This window comes from Sphingomonas ginsengisoli An et al. 2013, assembly GCF_009363895.1.
In the GTDB taxonomy this organism is placed as follows: Bacteria; Pseudomonadota; Alphaproteobacteria; order Sphingomonadales; family Sphingomonadaceae; genus Sphingomicrobium; species Sphingomicrobium ginsengisoli.
The window spans coordinates 681,719-699,005 of the sequence record NZ_CP045434.1 but is presented as its reverse complement, the minus strand read 5'-3'; the positions used below and the strand labels follow the sequence as shown (position 1 = coordinate 699,005).

Genomic DNA, 17,287 nt, shown 5'->3' with positions numbered 1-17,287 from the left:
AGCTCCGTGGAGCGCGTTGCCCCCGAAGAAAAGCAGGATGTAGAGGCCGAAGACCGCGCCGCTTGCCCATACCACTGCCGCGAGGACCCAGCCGCTCCAGCGGACAGCGGCGGCCGATCTTGTGAGCGGCGGAGCAAAGGCCTGGTTCACCGCGCCAAATTGACGGTCAACCCAGCGCAAAAGCAAGCGAAAGCGGCTACAGCCCCTTCTTCTTGCGATGGCTATCGAGGTCGAGGACCGCGAATTCCTCGTCGCGAAGCAGGCCGAGGCGGCGGGCGACTTCCTGATAGGCTTCGGCCTCGCCGCCGAGGCTCTGGCGGAAGCGGTCCTTGTCGAGCTTCTCGCCCGACTTCATGTCCCACAGGCGGCAGCCGTCGGGGCTGATCTCGTCGGCGAGGATGATCCGCGGATAGTCGTTCTCGTAGACCCGCCCGAATTCGAGCTTGAAGTCGACCAGGCGGATGTTGATGGCGGCGAAAAGCCCGGCCATGAAGTCGTTCACGCGGATCGCCATGTCGGCGATGTCGTTCATCTCTTCCTGGCTGGCCCAGCCGAAGCAGGCGATGTGCTCGTCGGCGACCATCGGATCGCCGAGCGCATCGTCCTTGAGATAATATTCGATGATCGTGCGCGGGAGTTGGGTGCCTTCCTCGATCCCGAGGCGCTTCGACAGCGAGCCGGCGGCGACATTGCGCACGACGACTTCGATCGGCACGATCTCGCACTGGCGAATGAGTTGCTCGCGCATATTGAGACGACGAATGAAGTGCGTCGGCACGCCAATCATCGCCAGCGAGGTGAAGATGTGCTCGCTGATGCGGTTATTGATGACGCCCTTGCCGCTGATCGTCCCGCGCTTCTGCGCGTTGAACGCGGTGGCGTCGTCCTTGAAATATTGGATGAGGGTGCCGGGCTCGGGACCCTCGTAGAGAATCTTGGCCTTGCCTTCGTAAATCTGCCGGCGACGAGCCATACGGGCGGGTTCCCCTGCGCGAAAAGACGGCGCCCCGGCCGCTCTGGACGATGCCGAGAGGCCGGGGCGAATATGCTCTGCGCTATAGGGTAGTAGGCTTACAGAGGCAACGACCGCTTGGCGTCTCGCAGGCTCGGCGTCCGCCACGGCGCCGACCAGAACACGCGCTGATGGGCGCGACCGACGGCGCGGAGCGACACCAGCAAGCGCCGGAGGCCATGCAGGAAGTGAGCGCGGGCCAGCTGGAAATCCCGGTCGAACAGCTCGTCTTGCATGATCGTGATCCTTTCGGGCTGGGGTCAGGCGTTACGCAGGTGAAGGTCGACGGCGGCCAGGCGAGCGTCGCGCGGGAGCTGTTTCCAGGCTGCGCTCGCCGAAGCGAGCGCCGGTGCGGGTGTTGGGCGCGGCTCGGCGGCGAGGAACATGCGGGTGCTCGGTCCATAAGCCATGGCAATTGTCTCCTCATACTTGAGCGGCGGGGAAGGCGGGGTCCGGTGAGCGCCCTCACATCCTCGTCGGTGACGGGTTCGAAATAGGGCAGGGGAGATCGTTACGCCAATCGAACGCTTGGCTTCATCCATCAGTATGGCTTATGGGTGCGCCATGCGAAAGCTGCCACCGCTGACCGCCGTTCGAGTTTTCGAGGCTGCCGCACGGCTCGAAAATTTCACCTCTGCCGCGAGCGAATTGGGGATGACCCAGGCGGCGGTCTCCTATCAGGTAAAGAGCCTCGAGGAGCGCCTCGGCGCCCCGCTGTTCTTGCGCGAGAAGGGACGCGCGCGGCTAACCCCGCTCGGTCGGCAATTGCTGCCCGCGCTGAGCCAGGCGTTCGACACGATCGAGCAGGCCTTCGCCAGCGTCCGCGCCGAGGACGAGGCGCTGCTGACGATCGCCACGACCTACACTTTCGCCAACACCTGGCTGGCGTGGACCCTCGGCCGCTTCCAGATCGCCCATCCCGACCTAGCGGTTCGGCTCAACACCGATGACCGGCTGGCCGACCTCCGCAACGGCGAGGCCGATGTCGCGATCCGCGCGGGGCGCGGCGACTGGGACGGGCTCGAGCAGCAGTTGCTCATTCGTAGCGAGTTCACGCCGGTTGCCTCACCCGACCTGATCCGGCGGGTCGAAACCAACCTCGGGCGGGCGCTGCGCCCGGCGGACTTGGTCGACCTGCCACTGCTCAGCCCGCACGACGAATGGTGGCGAATCTGGTTCGCCGACGCCGGCGTCGCCTTCGACTCGACCGCCAAGCGCGGTGGCATCCGGCTCGATAACCAGGCGAATGAGGGACATGCAGCGATGGCCGGGCAGGGGGTGGCGCTGTTGACGCCCTTTCTGTGGCGTCACGACCTTAGCACCGGGCGGCTCGTCCAGCCGTTCGCGCAAAGCTCTACCGCCGGCTACGCCTATTGGCTGGTCTGGCCGCCCGAGCGCCGCAATGTCCCCAAGATCAAGCGCTTTCGCGAATGGTTGCTGGCCGAGCTGAACGTTAATTAATGATTTACCAAGTTGCGCTGGCGGCGTACGTCTCCCGTCTCGGGGGACTTTGCTCGTGTCACAAATTCTCGTCGTCGGTATGTCAGGTCCGACGATCAATTATCCTGAGGTCGTTGCCAGCTCCTGCCGCGCGGCAGGGTGCTCGGTGGAGGTCGCAAGCCAGCCATTTTGCTATCTGTCTGAAATTCGACCGAAACATGTTCGCGCGTGGCGGCAAGCGATTGCGAACGCAGGTGAGGGCATCTTCACTGTCTTCGTGGCCGGTCAGGCTGAGTACTTTCTCGGCAGCGCCGATCTATCGCTGCACTTCTCGGGCTATACGCGGTGGTTCGACAGTAGCCGGATGCGGGTCATTCCGCATCCGTGGAGCAGTGCCGAGCGTCCGGACGAAACAGCGATCGAGTGGGCAGACAAGCCGTCGCTGCACGTCGGCTTCATGGGCTCGACATACGAGGGCTCGCGGGCGGGGCAGATCGTCAATCGGGCGCCGGGGGCGGTGCGCGACTGGGTGTTGACCGGGCATCATCTGCGATCGGCCGACCTTTACGCCGCCGCCCTCACGGCTCGATTACCGCTCACTTACGCGGGAACGTTCGTACGTTCGCGGACGATGGCGGCGATGAGAAAGACGCCGCTCGCGAAGGGAGGCGAGTTTCGCTGCGAGGCGCGCAATGGGTTTGGAGGAACGGCCGCGGAAATTGCGGCCTATGCCGAGCATCTCGTGTGGTCGACATATGTCCTCTGCCCGCGCGGCATCGAGAACTACAGTTTCCGTCTGTACGAGGCCCTTCGTTTCGGGCGGGTGCCGGTGATTATCGACACCGATATGGTGCTGCCCCCCGACGTCGACTGGCCTAAGGTTGCGCTGATCGTGCCGTTCGGCGAGCTCGATCGCCTACCAGAGATCATCTCCGCCGACTGGAAAGTGCGCTCGGCATCTGCGTTCCGCGAGCGGCAGGCCTTGGCGCGCGCCGCGGCGGCGAGCCTTGATTCCGGTCAATGGCTGGAACGTGTCGCCAGCGAGATCGCCCGCCGGGCAGTGTCCAAAGGGGCCGTGGCGAGACGGTTCGGCGAGCAGTTGGCGCCAGCACTGGGCTGAGCCGACTAGCGCGTCCCTACCTAGAATCGATTGTTGCGGGGGAAGCCAAGGGGGGCGATTCGTCCGCTGGCGCCGCGGATGCCCTTCCAGGCGCTGAGGTCGGTTTCCGAACGGGTGCGGCCGCTGTCGCCGCCCATGCTCCAGCTGAGGCCGTCGCTGAGCTTGAGCGGCTTCACGTCCGCAAGGCCGCCATCACGATAGCGCTGAAGCTGGACGCCCGAGCCGCGGCCCATCTCGGGCAGCTCGCCGAGCATAAAGACGAGAAGCTTGCGGTTCTCGCCGACCACCGCGACGGCATCGGCGTCGACGGGAATGGGGCGGAGCGAGGCGAGACGGGCACCCTCCCGCAGGTTGAGCAATTGCTTGCCTTTGCGGGTCTCGGCCAGCACGGCCTCGCCCGAGGTGACGAAGCCGCGGCCATCGCTCGACGCGACCAGCAGTCTCATCTCGGGGCGGACGACGAAAAGATCGGCGATCTCGATCTCGGCGGGGAGGTCGATCGTCAAACGCACCGGTTCGCCAAAGCCGCGGCCGCCTGGCAGTTTGTCGCCACCGAGCGTGTAGACGCGCCCGTTTTCGGCGACGAGCAGCAGCCGGTCGGTGGTCTGTGCGTGGAAGATCTTGTGAAGGGCGTCGCCCTCGCGAAATTTGAGCGTCTCGGCATCGTCGAGCGCGACATGGCCGCGCATCGCCCGAATCCAGCCGCGCTGTGACAAGATGACGGTGATCGGCTCCTTCTCGATCATCCGCGACCAGTCGATCTCGGCGCGGGCGGCAGGGCCTTCCTCGATTCGGGTGCGGCGCTCGTCGCCGAACTTGTCGCGGACGGCCGCCAGGTCCTTCTTCAGGCGATTGCGCTGCTTGATCGGACTTTCGACCAGCCTGGCAAGCTCCTCGCGCTCCTTGGCGAGGGCTGTTCGCTCTTTGCCGATCTCCATTTCCTCGAGCCGGCGGAGCGAGCGCAGGCGCATGTTGAGGATCGCCTCGGCCTGGCGGTCGGTCAGGCTGAACTCGGCGATCATCACCGCCTTGGGCTCATCTTCGGTGCGGATGATCTCGATCACGCGGTCGAGATTCAAATAGGCGATGAGGAAGCCGTCGAGCAGCTCGAGCCGGTCGTCGATCTTGCCGATGCGCGTCCGCGAGCGGTTGAGCATGACCTCGATCTGGAAGGCCAGCCAGGCGGTCAGGCACTGTTTGAGGCTCATCACGCCCGGAGTACGCTGGGCGTCGAGGACGTTGAGGTTGAGCGGGAAACGGATCTCGAGATCGGTAAGCCGGTAGAGGCTCTCGAGCAGCAACTCAGGCTCGACCGTGCGGCTACGCGGCTCTAGGACGATGCGGAGGTCCTCGGCGCTTTCGTCGCGGACGTCGGCGAGGATCGGCAGCTTCTTCGTGGCGATCAGATCGGCGATCTGCTCGATCAGCTTGCCCTTCTGGACGCCGTAAGGGATCTCGGTGACCAGCAGGTGCCAGCCGCCGCCCTTTTCCTTTTCGTGGGCGATGGTGGCTCGCAGGCGGAAGCTGCCGCGCCCCGTCTCATAGGCGAGGGCGATCGCCTCCTTGCTGTCGACCACCGCGCCGCCGGTCGGGAAGTCGGGTCCCGAGACGAAATCGAGCAGGTCGCGAGTTTCGGCATGCGAATTGTCGATGAGGTGGGTGGCAGCATCGAGCAACTCGCTGACATTGTGCGGCGGAATGCTGGTTGCCATGCCGACCGCGATCCCGCTGGCGCCGTTGGCGAGCAAGTTGGGGAATAGGCCAGGGAAGACCTCGGGTTCTTCCTCCTCGCCATTGTAAGTCGGGCGAAAGCCGACGGTGCCCTCGTCGAGCCCGCTCATCAGCTGCATCGCGATCGGGGTCAGCTTGGCTTCGGTGTAGCGGTAAGCCGCGGCGTTATCGCCGTCGATGTTGCCGAAATTGCCCTGGCCGTCGACCAGTGGGTAGCGGAGCGCGAAATCCTGGGCGAGGCGGACCATCGCGTCATAAACCGACTGGTCGCCGTGCGGATGATATTTGCCGATCACGTCGCCGACCACGCGCGCCGACTTCTTGTAGGAACCCGCAGGGTCGAGGCGAAGGAGGCGCATCGCCCAGAGCAGGCGGCGATGGACCGGCTTCAGCCCGTCGCGGACGTCGGGCAGCGAGCGGGCCGTGATCGTGGAAAGCGCATAAACGAGGTAGCGCTCCGACAAAGCAGCATCGAAGGGCGTGTCGATCGTCGAGGAAGAGTCCGGTTCCATTGCCCCGACCCTAGCAAGCGGCTGGGGAGGGCGGAAGCGGGCGGTGCATGCCCGCTGAAGCCGTGGCGGTCAGGTTACAGCCAGTGCCGGCGCGGGCGTGGCGTCAGACTTCGACGCCGTAGCCCTGCGCGTAATAGCTTTCGACGCCATAGCCGTCACTGACGACACCGCCGCGGAACTTGTTGAGGATGACCCCGGTTAGCCTCTCGCGGCCAAGCGCTTCGACCGCATCGCGGATCTCACGCTCGGTGGTGGTGCCTTCCTCGGCGACGAGGATGTAGCTGTCGAGATTGGCCATGGTCGCGACCGCATCGTCGTTGGCGAACACCGGCGGCAGGTCGCAGATGAAGATGTTCGACGAATCGCTCTCGCGCATCGCGGCGAACAGCGCCTGCGCCCGCACGGTGGCGAGCAGCTCGGCCGAATGGAAAGGACCGCCGCGGGTCGGAACTACAGTCAGCCGCTCACCCGAGAGATCGAACACTTCGAGTTGACCGTCGCCGTCGAGATAGGCGCTGAGGCCATTGTTCGGGGTAAAGCCGAACTGCTGGCTGAGCGAGCCGCGGCGCAGATCGAGATCGACCGCGAAGGTGCGGACCTGCGGATCGCGGCTGAGGCTGGCCGAGATATTGGCCGAGACGAATGACTTACCGACGTTCGGAGTGGCCGAGACCACGCCGACCATCCGCTGGCCGCGCTTGCGCTTGCGATCGAGCAGCTTGCCGCGGATGAGGTTGAAGCTGCGCGAGCGCGGGTCGATGCTGTTGAAGCCGTAAATGCCGCCGTCGAGCGCCTGCTGCGAACCCCATTCAATGGTGATGGGGTTGGCAAGCGCGCGACGAACATCGTCGAGCACCCTGGCCGAGGAGGCGGTGCCCTGCTCCTGCGGAGCGGAAAGGCTGCTAGGCAAATTTCGGATCCTTCTTGCGGAAGGGAAGCCGGAGCCACCGCTTGCGCTGCTTGTCTTCGATGAGCGGCACTACGCCGAGGATGGGTAGGCCCATGCCCTCGATCTGCGCCGGGCTGCGGAGCGGCTTGCGGAGCAGCTCAACCGCAAAGACGAGGATGAGGCCCAGCAGCAGCCCGGCGACCGCACCGGCCGCGATCAGGATCGGGCGGTTGGGCGAGTAGGGCGTGTCGGGCAGGCTCGGCGCCTCGACCAGCGAGAGGCGCTCGGCGCGCTGCTCATTGGCGAGACGGGCAGTGTTCTGCGCCTTGAGAAGGTCGTCCGACACCTTGTTATACTGGTCGCGCAGCGCGGATGCCTGATTCTCGAGCTGCATCGCCTGCTCGAGGATCGCAGGCGCCCGTGCCGAACCGGCCATGGCGGCCTGAGCCCGCGCCATAGCCTGGCCCTTGGCCGACTGCAGCGAGGCAATGGCGCTGTTGTTCGACGCGATCTGGGCGCGGATCATCGCGGCGTCATCACTGCCGGGGTTGGCGCGCGCCATCTGCTGGACGGCACGGAGGCGCTCGCGAGCGGCCTGCACGTCGGGATGGCTGTCATTGTAGAGCGCCTGCGCCGCCGCGAGCGCGCTTTCAGCGGCCACGACCTGCGGATCCTTGCCGCCCGTACGGCTGGCCTGGACGAGCAACTGACGGTTCTGGTTCTCGAGGCTGGCGATCTGCGCGCTGTAGCTGCCCAGATCCATCATCATGCCGCCACCGCCGGTGTTGGCGAGCGCGGAGCCGTTGCGGGCCTTGAGCTCGGTCAGCTGACCCTCGAGCGCCGAAATCTGGCCGCGCAGCTTATTGGCTTGGTCCTGCAGGAAGCGGACGCCGATGCGCGCTTGCTCGGATACATCCTCGGTGTCCATCGACAGGAAGCTGTTAACGAAGCTCTGCAGCACGACCTGCGCCTGGGCGGGATCGGGATAATCGAAACTGATGTCGATCGCGACGGTGTTGGGCCCACCACTGGCTTGCCCGCCAAGGTCGTTGGCCTGAGCCCCGACCGTGGTCGAATCGCGCATCTTGTCGACGACCTTGGACATCGGCTTGGAGCGCCGGTCGCTGGCGTAGAGGTTGTTCTGCTCGATCAGCTGGATGAGGTCGCCGCGGCTCAGCACCCGCTCACGGATACGGGCGATCAGCTGCTCGATATCGCCGGCCACGGGTGCTTGGACATAGTTGCTCTGGATCTGTTGGCCCTGAACCAGCAGCGTTGCCTTGGAGCGATAGATGGTCGGCAGCGAAAAGGCCGCGACGATCGCGGCCAAGGTCAGCACCACGAACGGCCAGACCACCAGCATCCGCCGTTGCCAGAAAATGGTCGGCAGGTGGTTGAAGAACCAGCCCACGCCGCCGCCTTCTGTGCGGTCATACTCAACAGGGTTCACGGCATTCATCTAAGGTCACCCAGGCGATATCGGAGATACACCGATCCACCGATATCAGTCTTCGGATCAGGTCCGGTCAGGGTAAGCTTACGCCAGGCAGCGTTAACACCTGCTGAAATCCGATCGTTGATCAGGCGGTCGTAGGCAGCGCTCACAGTGTAGAAGGTCGAGCTGCCGCCCTGATTGGCGATCCGATAGGCGCCGGTCCGCGAGACAGACGCCGTGCCCTGGATCGAATCCTTGGCCCCGAGCTTGCGATAATAATCGAGCGATGCGGTGGTCGAGACTGGGGCAGCACCGACGACGGAGCTTTGCGTCCGGCGTGCGGCGCGAGCGCAGATGCGCTCATACTCGAGCTGGCGACACAGCGAGGCGTCAAGCGCCAAATTGACCGACGAACTGTTGTCGACGCCGGCGATTCCGAAATCCTGTGTGGTGCGGACGAAACCGATCGCTGCGCTCAGGTCCCACTGCTCGCTGAGCCGCGCGCTGATCGTTGCCTGCGGACCGATCTCGAAAATCGACCGGCCAAATTTATAATCGGCATATTGCACCAACAGACGGCCACCGACCGTCAGACGCTCGCGGACTTGCCGATTGTAGCCGATGGTGGTGTCGTAGGAAGTGTAGTCGAGAACATTGTTGCCGCTGACGAACAGGTGCTGCGCGCCGACCGTGATGTCCATCGCGTCTTTGGCGGACAGCCCGATGCTGGCCCCGCCATTGGCCGACAGCGTATATTGGCGCTGGTTGAGGCCATAAAGGTTCGGATCGACGATCACGATCGTTGTCGGAATGGTCGGATCGGGAGTTACAGAGCCAGCCGGCACGCCGTAGAAGCGCGACCCGAGCTGACCGCCGATGTCGCCGGAGAAGCCGAGGCTGCCGAACAGCTTGACCTTCTCGTTGGCGGCGTAGCTGGTGTTGGCCGCGAGGCTGAACACTTGCTTGTTGCCGTAATTCTTGAAGTAGCTGCTGTTCTCGACGAAAGCCGAGATGCTGCTGCTGGTCCGCTCAGTCGTCCAGCCATGATAGCCGTAGAGCGAGAAGCGGCCGAAGCCGCTGCCCGTATTGTCGCCGAGTGCGAGCAGGGGATTGGTCGAATAACCGAGCCCCGCCGTCACATCGACATAGGTCTGGCTCTTCGCCAGGGCGGTCGCGGGAAGTGCCAGCGCGGACGCAGTCAGAAGCCCGGTCGTCAAACGTCGCATCATCATGGGACCACCAAGGTATCGCCGCTGAGGATCTGGGGATTTTCGGCTGGGGTCAGCCGCGCACCGCTGCCCTTGATCGCATTGCCGAGACCGATGCGAATGGTGGTGAGACCTTCACCGACCTTGCGAATGATGCGGATGTTGTTGAGGTCGGCAAATTCGGTCGGGCCACCGGCAATGCTCAGCGCCTCGAGCGCGTTGACATAGCGACCGGGAGTGAAGGTGCCGGGGCCCTTTACCTTGCCGATCACTGAAAACTGGAAGCCGGACGGGTTTTTGACCGACACGGTGACCTGCGGGACCTGGCCGCGATATTGCGGCTGGAGGCCGAGGGTGATGATCTTCTCCAGCTCGACCGGAAGGCGACCCGCGGCGACGACTTGGCCGACCAAGGGAAAAGCGAAGGTGCCGTCGGGGAGCACGCGAACGGAGCGTTGCAGCCGTTCGTCACCCCATACCAGGATATCGAGCTCGTCGCCCGGATTGATGCGGTAGGCAACGCCGGGCACGGCCGCCGACGCTTGGGCGTGAGCAGTTTCGGCAACGCCGCCGACCGCCATCGCGAACATCATGAAGAAAAAAGTAAGCAGCCGCACGCTAGATCCCCTTGCACAAGCCATTATGCGCCAAAGCGCTAGCCCGTCTGCTTCTGGTCACAATTCACTCAAAGGTCTAGTGGCACCGTCTCATGAATCTTCCATTTCGTTCCTCTGTGTTCCTCTTTGCGACGGTGGCCGCAAGCCTGTTGCTCGGGGGCTGCAACTCCCGCGCCGCGAAGACCCAAACGGCTTACAGCCAATATCAGACTGCGCTCGCGCAGGGTGACCTCAAGGCCATCCGCAAGGCGCTGCTGGCGCTGGTCGCCGCCGACGACACGCAGGCCGACGCCTGGGTCGAGCTGGGCAAAGTCCAGGTTCAGCTGGGCGATCTCGGAGCGGCCTTTAACGCGTTCCAGCGGGCCTATGAGCTAAACCGAGCAGACCCGACCGTGCTTGGATTTCTCACTCAGATTTCCCTCCGAGCGGGGCAGCTCGACCAGGCCGATCAATATGCGCGCGAGCTCGAATTGGTGAATGCGAGTGATCCCGCGGTTCCACTGACCCATGGATATGTGGCGTTGCGGCGCGGCGATCTTGAGGAAGCCGACAAGCAGGCCGGGATCATTCTTGCCGCCAACAATTTCGATCCCAGTGGTCGAGTGCTTCGGTCGCGGGTCCTGCTGCAGGGCGGTAAAGCGGATCAGGCAGTGGCGCTGCTGCGCGAGCAAATCCAGGCGCAGCCGTCCGACCAACTCAGCCTGCGTGCGCTGCTGAGCCTGTTCGAGTTCCGCGAGCAGTGGGCCGATGCGGCTCCAGTCGCCCGGCTGCTGCTCAACTGGGTGCCCAAGGACCAAGACGTCCGCCGTCGGCTGATCCTCGCCGAAATTCGCGCAGGCAAGCCACAGGCGGCGCTGCCCGACCTCGCCGCCGGACTTGAGCAGGCCTCGCCGCAGGACACGTCGGCGCTCCTCGAGCCGTGGCTGGCGACCGGACAGGCCAAGCTGGCGTTGCCGGTAGCGCTCAAGGCGGGGGAGTCTGCGCCGCCCGACAAAAAGACGGCGGTCGCCAATTTCATCCTGCGTGCGGGCGAGCCGAAGCTGGCCGGCGACCTCGTCGCCGACATGGCGACCGAACCGGTCACCGCCGCCAACATCAACGCGAATGCGATTTATGCGACCGCGATCGGGCTGCTCGGGCAGTCTCAGCCGGCAATGCAACGGCTAAATGAAGCGCTGGCGCTCGATGGGGGCAATGTTGCTGCGCTGCGCGGCCGTGCTGTGCTGCGGAGCAAGGCCGGCCAGCACCAAGGGGCCATCGAGGATGCGCAAAAGCTGGTCGCAGCCGACCGCGGGGTGGCGGACTCGCGCATGCTGCTCGCGAATATTTATGTTGCCGCTGGGCAACCCGATGCGGCGAAAAGGACACTTTGGGATGGATTTCATGACATCCCCGCCGACCAAAGCATTTACCGGGCGTTACAAGTCTTCGTGCAACGGACCGATGGACCTGGGGCAGCACAGTCGCTCACGGAAGAGTATAATGACCAGCGGAACGACGCGATGATTCGGAGCTTCGCATGAATGTGAGGGCCGATACGGCAGTGGACGCCGGCGATGCCGCGCGGCCTGCGCCGCTCGTCGGTGCAGCGCATGCAATGGATACGAGCGTTCGCTTCACATCCAATATCGTTGGCCCGCTCCTGTTCCTGCGCGACATCCTGAGTTGCGCGCTGGCAGTCCCGATTGCGCTGTTTTTCTACGATCGGCTGGTCGGCGCTTCGCTGGTGCCCTCGGTCCACCTGTTCGCCGGCACCTGCATGATCGGCACTTTCGTCCTGCTGCGGGCGAGCAAAGACAGCTACCTCCAGAATCTGTTCACCATCAGCGAACGCGGCGACAGCGCGGTGTTCGATGCCCTGCTGGCAGGTCTGGTAGCGACCGCTTTGGTCTTCCTTTCCGGGATGGTCGACGGCTTCTCGCGCGGCATGAGCTCGCTCTATCTGGTCACGACGGTCGCGTTGCTGGCGGCATCGCGACCGGTCTTCCGTTCCATCCTCAGCCGGCTTGCCCGCCGAGAGGTGATCGGCCAGCGGATTGCCTTCTACGGCGCCGACGGGGATTCGATCGAGGCGATCCGGCGGGTGCTCGGGACGAGCGGGCTGGCGCATCTTCGTTTCGTCGGGTTCGCCGACGACCGGCCAAAGCTTAAAAGCATCGACCAACTCCCGTTCCTGGGTGGCAGCGACGAACTCGCCGACATGGCGCGTCGGGGCCAGGTCGACCAGGTCCTCATCAGTGTGCGCAACCTGCCTGCAGAGCGGCTCCACGAGATCATGGACCGCCTGAGCTCGGTCTGTGTCGACATTTCCCTGATCCCCGACCAGGCGGTCGACCTTGCCCCCGACTATCGCGTCCGATTGCTCGGCGCACTGCCGGTGCTGACCCTGTGGCAGCGCCCATGGCGCGACGTCAGCGGGATGGTGAAGCGCCTCGAGGACCTCCTGTTGTCGAGCATCGCGCTGATTCTGCTGTCGCCGATCATGCTGGGCACCGCCCTGCTCATCCGCCTGACCAGCCCCGGGCCGATCCTATTCGTGCAGCCGCGCGTAGGCTTCAACAACGAGGTCATCCACGTCTTCAAGTTCCGCTCGATGTATGCCGATCGGAGCGACCTCGAGGGTCATCAGACGACGACCCGCGCCGATCCGCGGATCACCCCAGTGGGTCGGGTGCTCCGCCGGCTCAGCATCGACGAGCTGCCGCAACTCCTGAACGTGTTCAACGGCGACATGTCGATGGTCGGCCCGCGCCCGCACGCCACGCACATGCGGGTCGGCGACCTCTACTATCAAGAGGCGGTCAAGGGGTATGCGGGGCGCCACCGCGTCAAGCCGGGGATCACCGGACTGGCGCAGGTCAAGGGCCTGCGCGGCGAGATTCGCACGATGGAACGAGCCAAGCGCCGGGTCGAACTCGACCAGGAATATATCACCCGCTGGTCGGTCGGCCTCGACATCTGGATCCTGTTCCTGACGGTGCGGGCGGTCTTCCTGGACAGCGATGCCTACTGAGCGTGTCGAGTTTCTCGGCGTAGGCTTCGATCCGCTGACCATGGAGCAGGTCCTCGCGCGGATGGCCGCGGTCACGAGCGAGAGCCCGTACGGCTATGTGGTGACGCCCAACGTCGACCATGTCGTCCAGCTCGATACCGCACCGGACCGGCTGGCGCTAAGGAGGGTATTTGCGCAAGCGACCCTCTCGGTGTGCGACAGCCGGGTGCTGAATCGTCTCGGCAGGTTGCGCCGCGTTGCTTTGCCGGTGGTTCCCGGCAGCGACCTTACGGTTCGACTTTTCGACGAAACGGTCCAGCCGGGTGACCTAATCGCCGTGGTCGGCGGCGATTCCGCGCTGGTTACGGAGTTGCAACGGCGTTTCCCGCAAGTGTTGTTTGCGCACCACCGGCCACCGATGGGCCTTCGACATGACGGCGAGGCTCGCTCGGTCGCCGCGGCATTCGTCGCGCGAACAAAGGCAAGGTTCACGTTGCTGGCAATCGGGTCGCCGCAGCAGGAACTGGTCGCCGCCGAAGTCAGGAATTGGCCCGAAGCAGTTGGCATGGCGCTATGCATCGGCGCGTCCCTCGAATTCATCACCGGGCGGCAGCGCCGGGCGCCGAAGGCAATGCAGCGCCTCAGCCTCGAATGGGCTTTTCGCCTATTTTCAAACCCTCGCCGCCTGTGGCGTCGCTACCTCGTCGAAGGTCCGCACGTGTTCCGGATGGCTTTGCGCGAACGGCGGCGTGGCTGATGCTCGAGCTCGAAACCATGACCGGGGCACGGCACCTGCAATTGGACGCCGCCACACCGATGCCGCCCATACGTCCTGTGCGTGCGCGCCGCCGCCGGTGGCTGGCCATCGCGCTGGCCGGGGCGGGTACCGCGGTAATTGCTGCCGCGGCGCTGTGGTGGACCAAGCCTTGGCAACCGACAGCGAACTCGCCTGCCGGCGGCAGCAGCGATACACTGACCACGGCGGCTCCGGCGGGACCGTTGCCGGCCCTGCCGCCACCAGACCTGCTGCGTCCGCTTACTCCCGAGGATGCGGTCGCGCTCAACGCCGAGCGCCCGCTGGTCAAGCGACCCGACTCGCCGGCGGCGGCGTTTCGCCTGTCGGGCGACGCCATCAACAAGCTGCGCGCGGTCGATTGCATGACCCAAGCGGTCTATTACGAAGCGGCGTCGGAAGGGGTCGAGGGGGGCCGTGCGGTCGCGCAGGTGGTGCTCAACCGGATGCGCCACCCTGGCTACCCGAACAGCGTTTGCGGGGTCGTCTATCAAGGCAGCCCGCGGCCAACCGGCTGCCAGTTCACCTTCACCTGCGACGGGTCGCTGGCGCGGATCCCGGCCGGCTATCTGTGGACGCGGTCGCGGCTGATCGCGAGCGAGGCGTTGGCCGGGCGCGTGTTCGCGCCGGTCGGGCACGCCACTCATTATCACGCCAATTACGTGGTGCCTTACTGGGCCGATTCGCTCGACAAGGTGGCGGTCATCGGCCGGCACATATTTTATCGCCTGCGCGGCACAAATGGGTCGGGAGCAGCTTTCAGCCAACGCTATGCCGGCGCCGAGCCGCTGCCGCCACCGCCACCATCCGCGACCGACATCGTTGAACAGGGCCTTGATTCGCTGGCACCGCCGGTCGCGATCGATCCGAACCTGCCGCCGGCGGCGAAGGTCGCCGAGGATCAGGTTAAACAGTTGGAGGTGGCGCCCAAGCCGGCTGCCGAGCAATCGACGCTGCAGGCTGATTTGGCGCGCGGCCAGCTGATCCTGGGCGAACCCGGAACTGCTGCTTCGTCGCCGAAGAAGAAAAGCGCGGCCGCCGCGCCGGATTGCGGCAGTGGCGGCGTCACCCGAGTGAAAGCAGTTGGGGCTAACGATCTCAGCGCCGTGGTCAGTAAGACGAGCTGCTGAAGCGGTCGCCCAAGACTGCGAAGCTCGTGCCGACAATCGTTCGCCGACAGTGCACAAAAGAAAGGGGAGGTGCGGCGAACCGCACCTCCCCGACTTTTAAGGTCTGATGCCGTGCTGGCTTAAGCCATCTGCGGAAGCGCGTTCGCCGAACGGCGCCGGCGCATCGCGACGCCCATGCCACCGAAGCCCATCAACATCAGCGCCCAGGTCGCCGGCTCCGGCACCGCCGGGGTGGCGCGATAGATCACCGCATCCGAGAAGCCCGACGAGCTGGTCAGGTTGAGCGTGCCGAGCGTGGCGCTGTTCCACAGGTAAACGCCCGAGACGTTGCCGTACGGGATGTTGCCGCTTTCCGGCACATTGCCCCAGTGGATACCGAGGATGACATTGCCGCTCAGGCTCGCCAGAGCCGTCTGGAGGTGAGCGAAGGCGTTGGCATCGGTGCTGGTCGAGAAGACGTTACCCGCCGACACGAGCGCGTTATAATTGACGGTGTAGTTGCCCGCTCCGATCAGCGAATCGATCGCCGATTGCTGCTGAGCAACGCTCGCGCCCGAGTTGTTGAAGGTGTTGCCGGTGAAATAGCCCGCGCACTTATCGGCGGGCGGTGCCACGGGAGCCGTCGAGCAGCCGACATTGGATCCGACCTCAACCGTCGCCGAGGCAGGCGTGGCGGCAAACGCCGCGATGGCGAAGACCGCGCCGATGGCGGCCTTCCGAACGAGTGCATTCATGACGAGTCCCCTAGGTTACAGCCGGCGGCCCGCCGGAGTTCATTCAGATGAAGAACAACGATGCTGTTAACTTCGCTTTAACTGCCTGACAAGGCCGGAAAAGCGCCGTTCACCCGCTTTGGATGCGTCCGTTGCGCCTTGGTCACAAGGGGGAGGGAGGGCGCGCGCTGTACCGTCGTGGGACAGATGTGAGAGTTTAACGACGACGCTTAATGAGCCCGATGACTTCCAGCGCAAGTGGATGGCGGAGGCGCCAAAGTGCGGTCGACCACAGCAGGCCACCGAGCGCGACCGCCCCTGCGATGGCAATAAGCGACGTACTCGCGGAGAATCGGGTCCAAATCATCAGTAGCAGCGAGGGGAGGGCGGCGATCAGCCCTAGGCCAAAGCTTTCCCCATACATCTTCGCGAGGACGTGGTTCGGGCCTTCGAGCATCCGATTGAGGGGGCGTCGGTAAAGCGCGAGTGCGAGCACGGCCTCCGCGAGCTTGGCTCCGGCCGCCGCCGTCAGGCCGACGAACGCGCCGAGCACGAACATCGAGAGCCCGGCGATGGTTCGCACGGTCTCAATCCCGAACTGCTGTTTGGTCTGATGCCGCAAGATGAAGACTTCAGGGACCAGTCCCAAAGCGATCGTCACAGCGGTCGCAAGCGCAAGAAAGGAAAGCGGCTCGGCAGCCGGCTGCCATTTCGCACCGTAAAGCAGATTGATGGCCGGCTTTGAGAGCACTGCCAGGCCGAACATCATCGGCCACATGATCCCCAGCAGCAATCGCATGAAGCGGATGTAGGTCTGGTGGAACTGCCCAGTCTCGCGCAACTCAAGTGACATCCGCGAATAGATGACGTTGCCAGCGGCGCCGAAGACGTTGTTGAAAAGGGTATTAGGCAGGCTTGAGGCGCGCGAATAAAGCCCCAGGCTGGTCAAGCCGAGCAGCGAGCCCAGCGCCATCTCACCCCCGCGGGTCCCGAGCTGCGCAAGGCCCCGAATACCGATCATCTGTGACCCGAAATGTAAGATTTCGCGGATGCCCTTGAATCTCAAGCGCCAGGCGTCAGGACGCCAGACCAGAACGTTGAAGCAGGTCGCCGTTACCGCCCACGCAAAAACCTGCGCCCACGCGAAACTTAGAAACGCATATCCATTCCACGCGAAGAACAGCGTGGTGACGGCGATCACGATCGCCCGGACGATCGACAGAAGAGATATTACTCCGAAGCGACCGTCGCGTGAGCAAATCGCCTCCGGGATGAATTCCATCATGGCGAATAAGGGAAATAAGGCGAAAACGTAGAGAAAGCGCCCGACATCCTGCGAGCCGACAAAATGCTCGGCGGTGACTGCCCCGACCAGGATCGCGGCCACGTAAAACAGGCTGAGCAGGACGTTGACCGTGAACAGCGAGCGCAGCAACTCGCGTGTGATCTCGGCTTCGCGCATCAGATATTTGGCGAGCCCGAACTGCATGAAGACGTTGATCACGGTGGTGACTGCCGTCGCCATGGCGAAGATGCCGAAATCCCGTGGGCTTACCAGCCTCGCGACCACGATGGTCGAGCCAAAGGTGATTACGAACCCACTAATCTGCGCGAGGTAGCTCCAGAACAGGGATAGCCGGACTGACATCGCGATCTCTTAGATTCTGGTCGGTTGAAACTGCTGCTTCGTGAGGC

The 17,287-nt window shown here is 64.3% G+C and carries 15 protein-coding genes; 6 read left to right on the top strand and 9 right to left on the bottom strand.

Annotated elements, in window-relative coordinates; all coding sequences use genetic code 11:
• Positions 1-196: 196 nt before the first annotated feature.
• Both purC and GCU42_RS14960 read right to left on the bottom strand, forming a co-directional pair.
• Positions 197-973, bottom strand: a complete 777-nt coding sequence (gene purC / locus GCU42_RS03335; protein ID WP_114229034.1) for a phosphoribosylaminoimidazolesuccinocarboxamide synthase — start codon at positions 971-973, stop codon at positions 197-199.
• Between the two features lie 98 nt (positions 974-1,071).
• Positions 1,072-1,248, bottom strand: coding sequence for a hypothetical protein (locus GCU42_RS14960; protein ID WP_162789360.1), 177 nt, complete (start codon positions 1,246-1,248; stop codon positions 1,072-1,074).
• A gap of 328 nt (positions 1,249-1,576) precedes the next feature.
• Between GCU42_RS14960 and GCU42_RS03330 the strand changes: the two genes are divergently transcribed.
• Together GCU42_RS03330 and GCU42_RS03325 are read left to right on the top strand one after the other, a co-directional pair.
• The gene (locus tag GCU42_RS03330; protein ID WP_114229035.1) at positions 1,577-2,473 is read left to right on the top strand and encodes a LysR substrate-binding domain-containing protein; all 897 of its coding nucleotides are present in this window, start codon (positions 1,577-1,579) and stop codon (positions 2,471-2,473) included.
• A gap of 55 nt (positions 2,474-2,528) precedes the next feature.
• On the top strand, positions 2,529-3,572 hold the full coding sequence (locus tag GCU42_RS03325; RefSeq protein ID WP_205215029.1) for an exostosin domain-containing protein: 1,044 nt from the start codon (positions 2,529-2,531) through the stop codon (positions 3,570-3,572).
• 20 nt (positions 3,573-3,592) lie between these two features.
• Here the strand turns inward: GCU42_RS03325 and parC are convergent, their stop codons facing one another.
• From parC to GCU42_RS03300, 5 genes are all read right to left on the bottom strand, one after another.
• Complete coding sequence (parC, locus tag GCU42_RS03320; protein WP_114229036.1) at positions 3,593-5,815, bottom strand: DNA topoisomerase IV subunit A; 2,223 nt, start codon at positions 5,813-5,815, stop codon at positions 3,593-3,595.
• A 103-nt stretch (positions 5,816-5,918) separates the two neighbouring features.
• On the bottom strand, positions 5,919-6,725 hold the full coding sequence (locus GCU42_RS03315) for a CpsD/CapB family tyrosine-protein kinase (RefSeq protein ID WP_152569434.1): 807 nt from the start codon (positions 6,723-6,725) through the stop codon (positions 5,919-5,921).
• The gene (locus GCU42_RS03310) at positions 6,718-8,115 is read right to left on the bottom strand and encodes a GumC family protein (RefSeq protein WP_162789362.1); all 1,398 of its coding nucleotides are present in this window, start codon (positions 8,113-8,115) and stop codon (positions 6,718-6,720) included. The genes GCU42_RS03315 and GCU42_RS03310 overlap by 8 nt, the downstream gene beginning before the upstream one ends.
• 44 nt (positions 8,116-8,159) lie before the next feature.
• A complete protein-coding gene (locus GCU42_RS03305) occupies positions 8,160-9,356 on the bottom strand; it encodes a hypothetical protein (RefSeq protein WP_152569433.1) in 1,197 nt (398 codons plus the stop codon).
• A gap of 11 nt (positions 9,357-9,367) precedes the next feature.
• Entirely contained in the window at positions 9,368-9,928 is a 561-nt protein-coding gene (locus GCU42_RS03300; protein ID WP_114228358.1) for a polysaccharide biosynthesis/export family protein, read from the bottom strand.
• A 170-nt stretch (positions 9,929-10,098) separates the two neighbouring features.
• On the opposite strand from GCU42_RS03300, the gene GCU42_RS03295 reads away from it, so the two are divergent.
• The 4 genes from GCU42_RS03295 to GCU42_RS03280 all read left to right on the top strand — a co-directional run bounded on the left by GCU42_RS03295 (position 10,099) and on the right by GCU42_RS03280 (position 14,879).
• On the top strand, positions 10,099-11,487 hold the full coding sequence (locus GCU42_RS03295) for a tetratricopeptide repeat protein (protein WP_162789218.1): 1,389 nt from the start codon (positions 10,099-10,101) through the stop codon (positions 11,485-11,487).
• 74 nt (positions 11,488-11,561) lie between these two features.
• Positions 11,562-12,977 carry an exopolysaccharide biosynthesis polyprenyl glycosylphosphotransferase gene (locus GCU42_RS03290; RefSeq protein ID WP_162789219.1) on the top strand — a complete coding sequence of 472 codons (1,416 nt, stop codon included), beginning with the start codon at positions 11,562-11,564 and terminating at the stop codon, positions 12,975-12,977.
• Positions 12,978-13,017: 40 nt separating this feature from the next.
• Positions 13,018-13,713, top strand: a complete 696-nt coding sequence (locus tag GCU42_RS03285; protein ID WP_240309473.1) for a WecB/TagA/CpsF family glycosyltransferase — start codon at positions 13,018-13,020, stop codon at positions 13,711-13,713.
• Complete coding sequence (locus tag GCU42_RS03280; RefSeq protein ID WP_114227854.1) at positions 13,713-14,879, top strand: cell wall hydrolase; 1,167 nt, start codon at positions 13,713-13,715, stop codon at positions 14,877-14,879. Before GCU42_RS03285 ends, GCU42_RS03280 begins: the two co-directional genes overlap by 1 nt.
• 119 nt (positions 14,880-14,998) lie before the next feature.
• Here GCU42_RS03280 and GCU42_RS03275 read toward each other — a convergent pair whose 3' ends face one another.
• A complete protein-coding gene (locus GCU42_RS03275) occupies positions 14,999-15,613 on the bottom strand; it encodes a PEPxxWA-CTERM sorting domain-containing protein (RefSeq protein WP_114227855.1) in 615 nt (204 codons plus the stop codon).
• 196 nt (positions 15,614-15,809) lie between these two features.
• Positions 15,810-17,240: an oligosaccharide flippase family protein gene (locus GCU42_RS03270; protein WP_114227856.1), complete on the bottom strand. Its 1,431-nt coding sequence runs from the start codon at positions 17,238-17,240 to the stop codon at positions 15,810-15,812.
• Positions 17,241-17,287 lie beyond the last annotated feature (47 nt).